Here is a 12,535-nt window from a genome sequence, read left to right as displayed (position 1 = left end):
CAAGGAATGCGAAGCGCAGCGCATCTGCATCAATCCATCTTCCAGACGTATTCGATCCAGCAGGACTTCGCACTCTTTCCGGAAGGATAGGAAAGATTGTCGCTCACCCATTGCAGAGTCGTTTGATCGAACAGCTCGGGCGGGCTGGAGTCGAGCACTTTTCCATGAACGACTTTCCCCTCTTCAACGTCGAAGCCGAGCACGACCCAACCCTCCTGATCCGCCCTCAACGCGGCCACCGGATAGGAGGGACGGATGCCCGTCACAGCGGAGCGGCCCAATGCCGCGCATTCGGGCGACTTCGAAACTGCCCGCTCTGGCATTGAGCGTGGCGCGGGGATGGACGCCGTCGGATTAGAGGCAATATCCCGAGCGGCGGATTCGGACGCGAGCGAAGCGCTTGAACAAGCGGCAAGACCTAGAGCAAAAGTCAGCGCGACGAAGAGATGGCGCATGGTGATTGAACAGAGGGAGGAAAGCACCAGATTCGACCTCCGGCGCTTTCCTGTCAAGGCACTTATTCGCCGTACAAGGCTCCGCCCATTCAATTGCCTGCGCGGAGCGTGGTCAGATACAGATAGACCAGGGTCTGGTTGAGCAACTGATAACTGATCTCGCCAAAGGTGATCGGGCCGGTGATTCCCGCGGTGCGTTTGCCCTCCAGACCGGAATGCAGGTAATTGAGAATGCAGTTGCAGGAGAAGGCGATTCCATTGTCCAGATGGGGCAGCGCCTCCTGGAAACTGGCCACATAGTCCGTCACCGGCGCGGCAATCTGGTAGACAAGACCGGGAAACACCGGCGCGTAGAATTCAACCTGCCGGTTCTTGACGTCGACCGCCTTGATGCCCACATTGACCATCGCCCCGCAATAGTCGGCCACCAGAGGCAGACGGGTATCGACTTTGTGCGCGCTCATGTATTCGGCCAGATTGGCGCGCTGCCCGTTGATCAAGCAATCTCCCGCGGAAAAGCCCGTCCCCTCGAAAGAGATGGAATCGCCGCCGCCAGGCTGGAACAGGTTGATGATGTCCACGTTGGCGAAGGTGTCGGGCGGCAGAGGAACATCCATCGCCACCGCCAGCTGATCCGAGAATTCGCCGGTGCTGCCCAGCACCACCTTGGGCGAGATCTTTCCCAGATCGTCCAGATGCACTCCGGCCACCCAGCCGATCAGCGGCTTCATGTACATGTCTTCGTAGTTCTGCGAATTTTCGGCAAAGTCCTTGTGACAGGGTCCGAAAGCGGGAACGATCAGGATCGTATAGCCCTGATCCGGCGCGTTGTGGCAGATCTGCGCCAGGGATTCCTGATCGTAACTGCGCAGCACCGGCGCCTGGTCGAAGACCGCAATCTCGTTGACAAAAACCCGCTCGCGCGTGACGACGCCGCCCTCTTCCGCCATGAAGTAAGGAATCGTTCCACCGATCCAGTTCCCCTGTGGAAGCTGCCTCAATGCAGCCTCATCTCCGGCAAGACACAGGTATTTCCCGCTCTTGATCAACTCTGCCGCTTGGTCGAGCGTAACCAGTTTTGCAAATGCGTTCATCACCTGTTCCTCTTTAGAGATGACGAGCCAGTTGAGCGAGCTCGTGCTGGAGATTCTTCTCCTGGCGCGCGAAGAAACCGTGCAACTCGTAGCACTTGAGAGCATGCACCTCGGGATCCGAGATCAACTGCATCTGCTTGCGCATTTTGGTCAGCAGAAATTTCAGGCTGAGCAAACGAATGTCGATCTCGACCTTCCCGGCCAGAAGCATCATCCACACGGGAGCATCCGCATCGGGCACGCTCGACGCCCTTTGCGCCGACAGGGCAGCGGCAACACCGATTCCGATGGCTCCGCTATCCAGACCATGCTTGAACTTCCACAGGTCGGCGACGGGGACGTCGAGAAAGCCGCAGATGCTCTGCAGCTTGATGCCGTCGCGCATCATCGCAACCACCTGCAGCGACATCGCATGCGTGAAGGGCTGGCCCGGATCACCCTGCCAGGGAAGGTGGATGTTTTCATGCACGAGCTCGGCGTGGATCATGCAGCGCATCCGTCCCAGGTTCAGATGCCGCCAGATCTGCTCCCTCGCTTCGGAGATCGCTGCGGTCTTGACGCCAAAGAACAGACTCTTGCCCGTCTGCGGCGCCACCCAGAAATCGATCTGATCCTTGCCAATGTCTTCCCGCATCCGGACGATCTTCCAGGGCGGGTCAATGCCGAGCACTTTGTGCAGCAATTCATCGTTAAGCATTATCGACTCCCTCTGGCAAACCATGGCTCCATCCACCGGCAAGACCGGCATCCGGATCCTCGAAAGGTGTTCGCGAGCGGGAAAATCCGGAGCGGGTCTTCGCGCCTGACCGGACAGTATAGGAAATGATATCCCGCATGGAGCCACGGCCTCCGGAGTGCGGGAGCACTCAGCCCAGGCTGTCGAGCAGAGCGACCGTATACGGGCACGCGAGCAGATCCGCAACGCTCTCTTTCCAGCGCTTGTAGTGCGCAGTCTCGCGGTGGGCGACCTGATCCTCAGCGCTCCGGTACTGCTCAAACAACAGGAAGGACGAAGCGGAGTCCTTCACCTTGTAGAAGCCGAAGCTGACGACACCGGCTTCCCGCCGGCTGTGCATCACGTTGTCCATCGTGGAGCGGACGAAATCCTCGACACGGTCCGGCTTCACCGAAAAAACGACTTGCGCGACGATCATTCAGATCTCCCTGTTGTCAGGCGGTCACCGCCTGCGGTACTCGACGTTGCGGAATTCGCCCAGATCGAGGCTGCCCTTCTCCGATCCGGGAATGGCTTTCCAGGTGACCGTGCCCTTTTCCTGGACGATGCCGATACCGACTTCACCGGTTTCCAGGTTTTCGTACACGGTATAGAGGGCCGACGAATTGCCGAAGATCAGCGAACGCAGCAGCGCGTCGCTCTCGAAACGGAAGGCAGGCTTCTCTGTGGATTCCTCTGCGGAGCAGAGCGCTTTCGGGTACAGGAAATCGACGTGCCCGTCCTTTCTGATCAGCGCATAAGCGAGCGCGTCGCCGCACGCTCGGAAGAGCACGACTTTCGCGTCTCGCCTCTCGACATCGAAAGAAAAGACCAAATCATCGGCCAACGCGACCGGATCTATCCTCACCTCGCGCTTCTTGACCATCTTCTTGCCATCCCACTTCGCTTCCTCGGTGAATTCGATGCCGGGAGTGCGCTGATCCTGCTCGACGATATCGATCGGCCGCGGCAAGCCATCGATGACCCGGTAGGTCGAGTACTGGTGCCAGCAACACCCGCTCTTGGTCATCGTATGCAAAAGCTTCTTCGCATGATCGACCTGGAACATGCCGCAATACTTTTGCGCCAGTTCCGTGAATGGCGCGGAAGGGACGAACTTGCCCGGATCGCCCTTGACGCCGAGGTAGATCTGGAACGAAGGGCCGTGATAGCAGCTGTTCTGCCCATCCATGACGGCCAGATCCTTGACGCCATCGAAGTTCACGTCCTCATAATGGATCGCGCTCTGCTCGCCATACGGAAGCTGCTTGATGTTGGCGAGCGCGCGGCCCTCGTGCAGATCGAGCGTCAGCTCTTCCGAATCGACGCGGATCAACTGTTTGCCATCCTTTTTGCGATGGATCGTGACGAATCCCGGGCTGAAGACCTCATCGGGATCCGTCCGGACGATGCGGCCATAGAGATCGGGCGAGAGTTCGATCCTGTAGCCCGGCTGCGCAACGGCGAAACAGGGAATCAGCAAGAGCGTGGCGAGGAGAAGATGTCGGAGTGCAGGAGCGGCCATCGGTATCCCTTTTCGGCCGGGACGGCCGCACAAATACCATCATCATACCGGTTCTTTCCCCAGCCCTGATTCAGAGGGGCAGACGAATCGCGGACAGCTTCCAAAAGATGATTCCGTCGCGATTGAAGACAAAGACTACCGGTTCTTCCGCCTCGCCCCTCGCCTTCACGGCCACGACGAAACGATTGAAACTCTCGTAAGACATCGAGATATCAGCACCCGGGTCAGATTCCTTGGAAGGCACACCGTCTTTACCGGACTGAGGCTTCGCGCCCTTCATCATCATCGCCAGACTCTCGGGCGTGACCAGTGCATCGATCATCGGATTGATGAAAGCGGCGGCCATCGCCGCGCCCAGCGCGGAGAAGGCATTGCCCTGCTTGCCTTTGGCGACCTCGGCGGCAAGGCGGGCATTGAACGTCGCCTTCAGACTCTCCTTGAGTGCGGGGAAGTCGACGTGGCTCGCCAGCTTTTCGGCATCCCGCGCTTCGGCGGCCGACCTCAGCGAATTCACCGCGAGATAAGGCGTGAAGAAGAAACCCACACCGAGCACGACGAAGAGCGCCGCAATCGAAATCTTGATCTTTCCGGACATCGCCATCCTTTTCAATAATGCACAAACAGCCCAACTGATTGGCAATGCGGATCTTCAACATCCGGATACCATACACATTCCCACTCAAGCCGCCTCAAGCACGATCCACCGTGACGGTAGAACAAGGTATGCGGTGACCAGCAGTATCTTCCAGCCCCGAAGATTGCTTCTGACTTTGAATGCGACCGGAGCCTCGCCCGCGGAAAAACTCAGACGCTTTGTCTTGCACCAGTCAATTTCCACGCGAATCGTATGCTCACCGGACGCCACCTGATGCGTAAAGCTCCCGCCATTCGCGATCTTCCCGACGCAGACCCCGTCCACAACAACCTTGTACTTCCTGAATCGATCCACCCAACCACTGTCGCGAACCAGACTGATTTCAGCCATGCAAAACTCCACCCATTAATGCAAGCGCCAAAGAAATATTCGAGCGCAAAGCCTGGCTCGATACGCAAGCCTTTTCCTGCGCCTTCACTGATCGAAGCCAGGCGCTCAATCGCCCTTCTCCTTGCCGGCGACCATCGCTTCGAGCCGCTCGCAGACGGCCTTGAGGATCTTGACCCGCGCGAAGCGTTTGTCGTTGGCTTCGACGAGGATCCAGGGCGCCTGTCCGGTGCTGGTCCGGTCGACCATGTCGCAGGCGGCCTCGCGGTAGGCATCCCATTTGTCGCGGTTGCGCCAGTCGTCCTCGGTGATCTTGAAGCGCTTGAACTCGGTCGCTTCGCGCTCCTTGAAACGCCTGAGCTGTTCGTCCGGGTCGATCTGCAGCCAGAACTTGATCACCGCGATGCCGGCTTCCTCGAGTTCATGCTCGAAGTCGTTGATCTCGGCATAGGCGCGCAACCAGTCGGCTTCCTTGCAGAAACCCTCGATCCGTTCGACCAGCACGCGGCCATACCAGGAGCGGTCGAAGATCGCGACCCGGCCCTTGCGCGGGACATGGCGCCAGAAGCGCCACAGATAGGGCTGGGCGCTCTCTTCATCGGAAGGCGCAGCGATCGGAACGATCTGATACTGGCGCGCATCCATCGCGGCCGAGATCCGCCGAATCGCGCTGCCCTTGCCCGCCGCATCCGCTCCTTCGAAGACCAGGACCAGCGCCTTGTCATTGAATTTCGGGTGACGGACGAGCTCGGAGAGCTTGCCCTGCCATTTGGCGAGTTGCTTCTCGTAGGCGTCCTTCGCGAGGCTCAGGCTCAGGTCCAAAGCCGACAGCACATCGCGGGCGTCGTAGCGGGGAGATATCGGTGGCGCGACCGGAAAGCTCTGCACCAGACCGTCGGAGATCTTGCGTTTGATCGCGTCGAGCAGAGTCCGGCCGACGGTCAGGTTGCGGTAGTTGTCATCGGTGCCATCGACGACGATCCAGGGCGCCCAGGCCGTATTGGTCGTGCGCAGCACATGGCCGGCGACTTCCATCAGCTTGCCGTGGGTCTTGAGCCTCGCCCAGCTCTCTTTCGTGACCCGCCAGGCCGTGCGCGGATCGCTCTCCATGGCCTTGAAGCGCGCCTTCTGCGACTCCTTCGACAGGTGAAACCAGAACTTCAGGACCAGCGCACCTTCGTTGACCAGCATCGCCTCGAAGCGGTTGATCTCGGCCATCTGCTTGTCGACCTGCAGTTCGGAGAGCTTGCCGTCGATGCGTTCGGCGATCGGAATCGAGTACCAGGAGCCGGCGAACATGCCAATCCGCCCCTTGGGCGGCAGGCTGCGCCAATAGCGCCACATGACCGGACGATCGCGTTCCTCGTCGGTCGGCGTCGTGAAGGCGTGAGTCGCGAGAAAACGCGGATCCATCCACTCGTAGAGCGTATTGATCGTCTCGCTCTTGCCCGCTCCGTCGGCGCCGCTGATCAGCAGCACGACCGGCATCTGCGCCGCCTCTTTCAGTTCGTACTGCGCTTTGAGCAGTTCGACGCGCAGCACATCCGCTTCCTTGCGAAAGGTCTTGTTGTCTATCTGGTGACCCAGTTCCGCCGATTCGAACATGCCATCCTCCTGCGCCAGAAGTTCGCAGCATAGACCGGGTTCAAGCAAATTTGTCGTCCCCCAGGAAATCCTCCCGCATTCAAGTCATTCCGGGGCGGATTTTCCCTCGGAGAGGCTGTACGAGCAGGGTTCGACTTGGTACTGTCTGGACTGCACCGACGCGATGGCGCCGGGCGACCGATGCCGTGGGGACGGCGGAGGTCCGTGCGCGAGACAGGGGATCGCGCACGCACAATCGGAGAAGGCGATGGGCATTCTGCAAGGGGGCAGAGGTCGTTCCAACGACCCACGTTTTGTCAGCCATCTGACACGCCATACATACGCGATCATCCTTGCCGGAGGCCGCGGTAGCCGGCTCAAGCAGCTGACTGACTGGCGGTCCAAACCCGCCGTTCCGTTCGCGGGCAAGTTCCGGATCATCGACTTCACGCTGTCAAACTGCGTGAACTCCGGGATCCGCCAGATCGGCGTCGCAACGCAGTACAAGGCCCAGAGCCTGATCCGCCACCTGCAGCGCGGCTGGAGTTTCCTCGATGGCCGCTTCGGCGAGTTCATCGAGATCATGCCGGCCCAGCAGCAGATCGACGAGACGCACTGGTATCAGGGGACCGCCGATGCGGTGTTCCAGAACCTGGACATGCTGCGCCGCTCGAGCGCCGAGCACATCCTGATCCTGTCCGGAGACCACATCTACAAGATGGACTACGGGCGCATGATCGCCGCTCACGTCGCCAAGGGCGCCGATCTGACCGTGGCCTGCATCGAAGTGCCGATCAAAGAAGCGAGCGCTTTCGGCGTGATGGCGGTCGACAACGAAGATCGCGTCGTCTCGTTCGCCGAAAAACCCGAAACTCCCGAACCGATTCCCGGCCATCCCGATCAGGCACTGGCCAGCATGGGCATCTACCTGTTCAACGCCCAGTACCTCTACGAACAGCTGATCCGCGATTCGGGAGACCCCGAATCGAGCCACGACTTCGGCAAGGACATCATTCCGCGCCTGATCGCGCGCGATGCCGTTTTCGCCCATCGCTTCGCCCACAGCTGTGTCGGCTCACCGACCCAGGAGCCCTACTGGCGCGACGTCGGTACGCTGGACGCGTACTGGCAGGCGAACATGGAGCAGACCAAGGTCATCCCCGAGCTGAACCTCTACGACGAGGACTGGCCGATCTGGACCTGGCAGGAACAGCTGCCGCCGGCGAAGTTCGTGTTCGACTGGGACGACCGGCGCGGTATGGCGGTCGATTCGCTGGTCGCCGGTGGCTCGATCATTTCCGGGGCAACGATCCGCCGTTCGATGCTGTTCCAGCGGGTCAGGGCGCACACCCACGCGCTGATCGAGGATTCGGTGATCCTGTCGAACGTCGAGATCGGCCGCAACTGCGTACTCAAGCGGGTCATCGCCGACAAGCGCTGCATCTTCCCGGAAGGCTGTGTGATCGGCGTCGATCCCGAGGCCGATCGCCAGCGCTTTCACGTCACCGCGAGCGGCATCACTCTGGTGACGCCCGAAATGCTCGGCCAGCCCTACTACGCGCAAGGCTCAAGCAAATGAGCGCCCTAACCTGAATCCCAAAGACAGCGTCAGAGGCTGGCGCTGTCCCCTGACCCAGCCATTCATTAGACGTCGACCTGCTGCCACCCCCCTGACGCAGCAATTTCCGGGCTCTCCCTAGGATACGAAATCATGGTGAACGCGCAATCGGCAAGCGGCGAAACAGACCTTCAACTGATCGGCCATCTGACGCGCCAGACTTATGCTCTGGTCCTCGCCGGGGGTCGGGGCAGTCGGCTCAAACAGCTGACCGACTGGCGTTCGAAACCCGCCGTCCCTTTCGGCGGCAAATTCCGGATCATCGATTTCACGCTTTCCAATTGCGTCAATTCCGGAATCCGCCGGATCGGCGTCGCAACCCAGTACAAGGCCCAGAGCCTGATCCGCCACCTGCAGCGCGGCTGGAGCTTCCTCGACGGCCGCTTCGACGAATACATCGACATCATGCCGGCCCAGCAACAGATCGATGAGTCGAAGTGGTACCAGGGAACGGCCGATGCGGTATTCCAGAACCTGGACATGATCCGCCGCGCCCGCCCCGAATACGTCGTGATCCTGTCCGGAGACCACATCTACAAGATGGACTACGGGCGGATGCTGGCCGAACACGTCAGCACCCGATCCGACCTGACGATCGCCTGCCTGGACGTGCCGATCAAGGAGGCTTCCGGTTTCGGCGTGATGTCGATCGATGAGACGGGGCGGGTCACCGGCTTCCAGGAAAAACCCGAGAACCCCGAACCGATGCCCGGCCACCCCGACCGCGCGCTGGCCAGCATGGGCATCTACATCTTCAACGCCCATTTCCTCTACGAACAATTGCTCAGGGACGAAACCGACCCGCGCTCCTCGCACGACTTCGGCAAGGACATCATCCCCTATTGCGTTCCCCGCTATCACTTACAATCGCACAATTTCGCCGACAGCAGCGTCGGAGAGGCCGGCAAGCCACCCTATTGGCGCGACGTCGGAACCATCGACGCGTATTGGGAGGCGAACATAGACCTGACGCATGTGATCCCGGAATTGAATCTGTACGACGAAGACTGGCCGATCTGGACGGCCCAGGAGCAATTGCCGCCGACCAAATTCGTGTTCGACGACAATGACCGCCGCGGCATTGCCGTCGACTCGCTGACAGCGGGCGGCAGCGTGATCTCGGGCGCGACGGTGCGCCGTACGATGCTTTTCTCGCGCGTCCGGGTCAATAGCTACAGCGTCGTCGAGGATTCGGTGATATTGCCCGGAGTCGAAATCGGCCGCGACTGCACGATCCGCCGCGCGATCATCGACCGCGGCACTGAAATCCCCCCCGGGACCGAGATCGGCGTCGATCCGGTCGCCGACCGATTGCGCTTCACCGTCACCGAAAACGGCGTCATCCTCGTGACGCCGGAGATGCTGGGGCAAGAGGTACACTCCATTCGATGAAGACCAAAACCAAAAAAAATAACTCTGCGCTGAAGGTTCTGTTCGCAACGTCGGAAATCACGCCCTGGATCAAGACCGGGGGACTGGCCGATGTTTCGGGCGCCCTTCCACCGGCTCTCGCTGCGGCCGGTTGCGACATGAGAATCCTGGTTCCGGCCTACCCGGCCATCAAGGGCGCCTTCCCGCGCCAGCTTCGTCGCATTCCCGTCCCTCAGCTCGCGCCCCGGCTACCGGCGTGCAGCATCATAGAGACCGAGCCTGTCGCCGAAGGGGTGTATTTCTGGCTGATCGACGCCCCCGGGCTCTTCGATCGCCCCGGCAACCCCTATAACGATTCCTTCGGCCACGACTGGGCCGACAACGTCTGGCGCTTCGGTCTGCTCTCGCGCGTCGCGGCCTGGCTCGCCGAGAGCGCCTCGCAAACCGGCTGGCAGCCGGACATCCTGCACTGCAACGACTGGCACACCGCGCTGGCTCCGGCTTATCTGCGCTATCTGGGCGGGCGCACCCGCTCGGTGCTGACCGTGCACAACATGGCCTTTCATGGCCTCTATCCGGCCAGCTGTCTTGAAGACCTCGCGCTGCCCCCGCACTCTTTCAGCTTCGACGGGGTCGAATTCCACGGCAAGCTCTCCTTCCTGAAGGCGGGCCTGCAGGCGGCGACGCGGATCACGACGGTCAGTCCGACCTACGCGCAGGAGGTGCAGACCAAGACCTTCGGCTGCGGTCTCGAAGGCCTGCTGCGCTACCGCGCCAAAGAGCTCGACGGCATCCTGAACGGAATCGATCTGTCGCAGTGGAATCCCGCCTCCGACCCACAGATCCCGAACGACTACAGCCGCGACAGCCTGGAGAGGAAAGCGCAGAACACGGTCGCGTTGAAGAAACGTCTCGGTCTCGTCCCCGGCGATGCGCCACTGCTCGGCATCGTCAGCCGGATGACCCACCAGAAGGGTTTCTCGCTGATCCTCGAAGTCGCCGACCAGCTGATCGCGGCGGGTTGTCAGTTCGTGATCCTCGGCTCGGGCGAGAAGCGGATGGAGCGCGACTTCTCCGAACTCGCCCACCGCCACCCGCGCCAGGCGATGGTCGTGATCGGCTACGAGGAAGGCCTCGCCCACCAGATCGAGGCCGGCGCCGACATCTTCCTGATGCCTTCGCTGTTCGAACCCTGTGGCCTGAATCAGATGTACAGTCTGCGCTACGGAACTCCGCCCGTCGTGCGCCGGACCGGAGGCCTCGCCGACACCGTCGTCGACACGACGCCCGAGACTCTGGCCGACGGCACGGCGAACGGCTTCGTCTTCGACGATCCGGACCCGCAGGCACTATTCGCAACCGTGATGCGTGCGCTCGCGACGAAGCGCGACGCGGCGACCTGGACGCGCGTCCAGCAGAACGGCATGGCTCTGGAGATGGGCTGGGACCAGGCGGCCCAGCACTACCTGGACGTCTACCGCGCCGCGCTCGCCGCCTGACGGGCGAGCATCGCACAGAGTTCCGCGGTGCTCGCGAGACGGACCGGGTTGCCTGGAACGATCAGGTTTTCCCAGACGTAGTTGTGGTGGCGGATGATCGTCAGCGCATCGAGGTGGGGCCGATCCGCGGTCGTGTGCGCATCGCTCGCGATGCGCACCGGATAGCCCAGAGCCGCCGCGGTCCGCACCGTCGTGTCGACGCAGAAATCGCTCGCGCAGCCGGCAATGATCAACGCATCGAGCGCTTCGTTGCCGAGCACATCGGCGAGCGGCGTGTTCAGGAAGGCGTCGCAGGCGCTCTTCTCGACGCAGCGATCCGCCGCGCTCAAAACCAGTTCGGGCAACAGCTGCCACGCTTCCGAGCCTTCGGCCAGCCCGTCCGCCGCATCGGTGTGGCGGATGAACACGACCCGGCCCCCGTGACCGCGCACCGCGGCGGTCAGCGCGTTGATCCGTTCAACGACGCCCGCCCTGTCGTGGCGGGGATTCGCAAAAACCCCGACCTGCATGTCGACGATCAGGGCCACGACATTCCCGAACTCTTTCCACTCCATGCTGAAAAATCCCCGGTTACGAAAAGAACAGGCAGGGAATCAATGGCTCCCGGCCTTCGAAAACAGATTGATCACAATCACGCCGGAGACGATCAGCAACATGCCGGCGATCGCCGCCCTGTCCAGCGTCTGCCCAAGGAAGATCCAGCCGACCAGCGCGATCAGCGCAACGCCGACACCCGACCAGACCGCGTAGGCGACACCGATCGGGATGGTCCTCAAGGTCAGGGACAGCAGATAGAAGGACGCCGAATAGCCCACCAGCACGATCAGCGACGGCGCGAGGCGGGTGAATCCATTGGAGGCTTTCAGCGAAGAGGTCGCCGTGACTTCGCAGAGAATCGCGCCCAGCAGGAACATCCAGTTTTTCATTGCCTCTCCACCCTGCGCGCCCTCACGGGGCCGTGTGCCAAGCCAGCCAGTAAGACTCCCGGCAGTGGTTGTCGAAAGTCTTTTTCGGCGGATCGACAGCGACTCCCGAATCGGGCGCGCTCAGCACTTCGTAGCTGATCCAGCACTCCGCACAGGCGAGCCCGGACGGGAAATCATCCTGCTCGACGATCTGGGCGATCCGCGCCCCGTCCTCAAAGCGGAAGATCCGCGCCTCCCGAATGACCTCGAAACCCTGATCGGGCCAGCTCGTCCTCTGCTCGGATTCCAGAGCCACGCCCTGCGCATCGGGGAAATCGTGGATCAGCTTGACGTAGGAAGCCAGACTTGCGCTCTTCAGCGGCACTCGACCAGCTCCAGAGGCAGACCATCCGGATCAGCGAAGAAAGTGTAACGGTTGCCGTTCAGAGGATCGATGCGGACCGGCTCGCAAGCGACGCCCTCTTCGGCCAACTGGGCGATCGCGAGATCGATATCGTCGACCGCGAAGGCCAGGTGGCGCAGGCCGCACGCCTCAGGTTGAGAGAGTCGGGACGGCGCATCGGGGAAGGAAAAGAGTTCGAGCAACACGCCATCGGGCAGGGCCAGATCGAGCTTCCAGGACTTACGTTCGGCCCGCCAGGTTTCAGCGATCACGGGCAGACCCAGCACCCCGGAGTAGAAGCGCTTGGCGCGTTCATAGTCGCTCGCGATCAGCGCGATGTGATGGGTGCGCTTGAGTGCCTTGATTGCCATTGATTCAGTACCT

The 12,535-nt window shown here is 61.3% G+C and carries 15 protein-coding genes; 3 read left to right on the top strand and 12 right to left on the bottom strand.

All coding sequences use genetic code 11. The annotated features are described in order from the left end of the window. Positions 1-29: 29 nt before the first annotated feature. The 8 genes from ACHFB9_RS04665 to pap all read right to left on the bottom strand — a co-directional run bounded on the left by ACHFB9_RS04665 (position 30) and on the right by pap (position 6,376). Positions 30-281, bottom strand: coding sequence for an energy transducer TonB (locus tag ACHFB9_RS04665; RefSeq protein ID WP_417069820.1), 252 nt, complete (start codon positions 279-281; stop codon positions 30-32). 263 nt (positions 282-544) lie between these two features. Beyond that, positions 545-1,549, bottom strand: a complete 1,005-nt coding sequence (locus ACHFB9_RS04660) for a DUF6976 family protein (protein WP_417069819.1) — start codon at positions 1,547-1,549, stop codon at positions 545-547. Positions 1,550-1,562: 13 nt separating this feature from the next. After that, a complete protein-coding gene (locus ACHFB9_RS04655; protein WP_417069818.1) occupies positions 1,563-2,297 on the bottom strand; it encodes a hypothetical protein in 735 nt (244 codons plus the stop codon). 118 nt (positions 2,298-2,415) lie between these two features. Beyond that, positions 2,416-2,703 (bottom strand): putative quinol monooxygenase, encoded by a 288-nt coding sequence (locus ACHFB9_RS04650; RefSeq protein ID WP_417069817.1) that lies wholly within the window; start codon positions 2,701-2,703, stop codon positions 2,416-2,418. 24 nt (positions 2,704-2,727) lie between these two features. Continuing rightward, positions 2,728-3,789 carry an XAC2610-related protein gene (locus ACHFB9_RS04645; protein WP_417069816.1) on the bottom strand — a complete coding sequence of 354 codons (1,062 nt, stop codon included), beginning with the start codon at positions 3,787-3,789 and terminating at the stop codon, positions 2,728-2,730. Positions 3,790-3,859: 70 nt separating this feature from the next. After that, entirely contained in the window at positions 3,860-4,384 is a 525-nt protein-coding gene (locus ACHFB9_RS04640; RefSeq protein ID WP_417069815.1) for a DUF2939 domain-containing protein, read from the bottom strand. A gap of 84 nt (positions 4,385-4,468) precedes the next feature. Further along, positions 4,469-4,774, bottom strand: a complete 306-nt coding sequence (locus tag ACHFB9_RS04635) for a hypothetical protein (protein ID WP_417069814.1) — start codon at positions 4,772-4,774, stop codon at positions 4,469-4,471. A 105-nt stretch (positions 4,775-4,879) separates the two neighbouring features. Next, positions 4,880-6,376: a polyphosphate:AMP phosphotransferase gene (pap, locus tag ACHFB9_RS04630; RefSeq protein ID WP_417069813.1), complete on the bottom strand. Its 1,497-nt coding sequence runs from the start codon at positions 6,374-6,376 to the stop codon at positions 4,880-4,882. A gap of 247 nt (positions 6,377-6,623) precedes the next feature. Here pap and glgC (ACHFB9_RS04625) point away from each other — a divergent pair, with 247 nt between their 5' ends. From glgC (ACHFB9_RS04625) to glgA, 3 genes are all read left to right on the top strand, one after another. Continuing rightward, positions 6,624-7,934 carry a glucose-1-phosphate adenylyltransferase gene (glgC, locus tag ACHFB9_RS04625; RefSeq protein ID WP_417069812.1) on the top strand — a complete coding sequence of 437 codons (1,311 nt, stop codon included), beginning with the start codon at positions 6,624-6,626 and terminating at the stop codon, positions 7,932-7,934. A 132-nt stretch (positions 7,935-8,066) separates the two neighbouring features. Continuing rightward, a complete protein-coding gene (gene glgC / locus ACHFB9_RS04620; protein ID WP_417069811.1) occupies positions 8,067-9,365 on the top strand; it encodes a glucose-1-phosphate adenylyltransferase in 1,299 nt (432 codons plus the stop codon). Further along, positions 9,362-10,843, top strand: a complete 1,482-nt coding sequence (gene glgA, locus ACHFB9_RS04615) for a glycogen synthase GlgA (RefSeq protein ID WP_417069810.1) — start codon at positions 9,362-9,364, stop codon at positions 10,841-10,843. Before glgC (ACHFB9_RS04620) ends, glgA begins: the two co-directional genes overlap by 4 nt. Here the strand turns inward: glgA and ACHFB9_RS04610 are convergent. Genes ACHFB9_RS04610 through ACHFB9_RS04595 form a run of 4 tightly spaced genes read right to left on the bottom strand, consistent with a single transcriptional unit; the run spans position 10,819 to position 12,522 of the window. Continuing rightward, on the bottom strand, positions 10,819-11,397 hold the full coding sequence (locus ACHFB9_RS04610) for an isochorismatase family protein (protein ID WP_417069809.1): 579 nt from the start codon (positions 11,395-11,397) through the stop codon (positions 10,819-10,821). The two genes, glgA and ACHFB9_RS04610, sit on opposite strands and share 25 nt — an antisense overlap. Before the next feature lie 39 nt (positions 11,398-11,436). Then, positions 11,437-11,769 carry a DMT family transporter gene (locus tag ACHFB9_RS04605; protein WP_417069808.1) on the bottom strand — a complete coding sequence of 111 codons (333 nt, stop codon included), beginning with the start codon at positions 11,767-11,769 and terminating at the stop codon, positions 11,437-11,439. A 22-nt stretch (positions 11,770-11,791) separates the two neighbouring features. Next, positions 11,792-12,133 (bottom strand): hypothetical protein, encoded by a 342-nt coding sequence (locus ACHFB9_RS04600; RefSeq protein WP_417069807.1) that lies wholly within the window; start codon positions 12,131-12,133, stop codon positions 11,792-11,794. After that, positions 12,124-12,522, bottom strand: coding sequence for a VOC family protein (locus ACHFB9_RS04595; protein ID WP_417069806.1), 399 nt, complete (start codon positions 12,520-12,522; stop codon positions 12,124-12,126). Before ACHFB9_RS04595 ends, ACHFB9_RS04600 begins: the two co-directional genes overlap by 10 nt. Positions 12,523-12,535 lie beyond the last annotated feature (13 nt).

This window comes from Niveibacterium terrae (assembly GCF_048213115.1).
Lineage (GTDB): Bacteria > Pseudomonadota > Gammaproteobacteria > Burkholderiales > Rhodocyclaceae > Niveibacterium > Niveibacterium terrae.
Note: the sequence above shows the minus strand (reverse complement) of the source record. Positions and strands in the feature narration are given on the sequence as shown.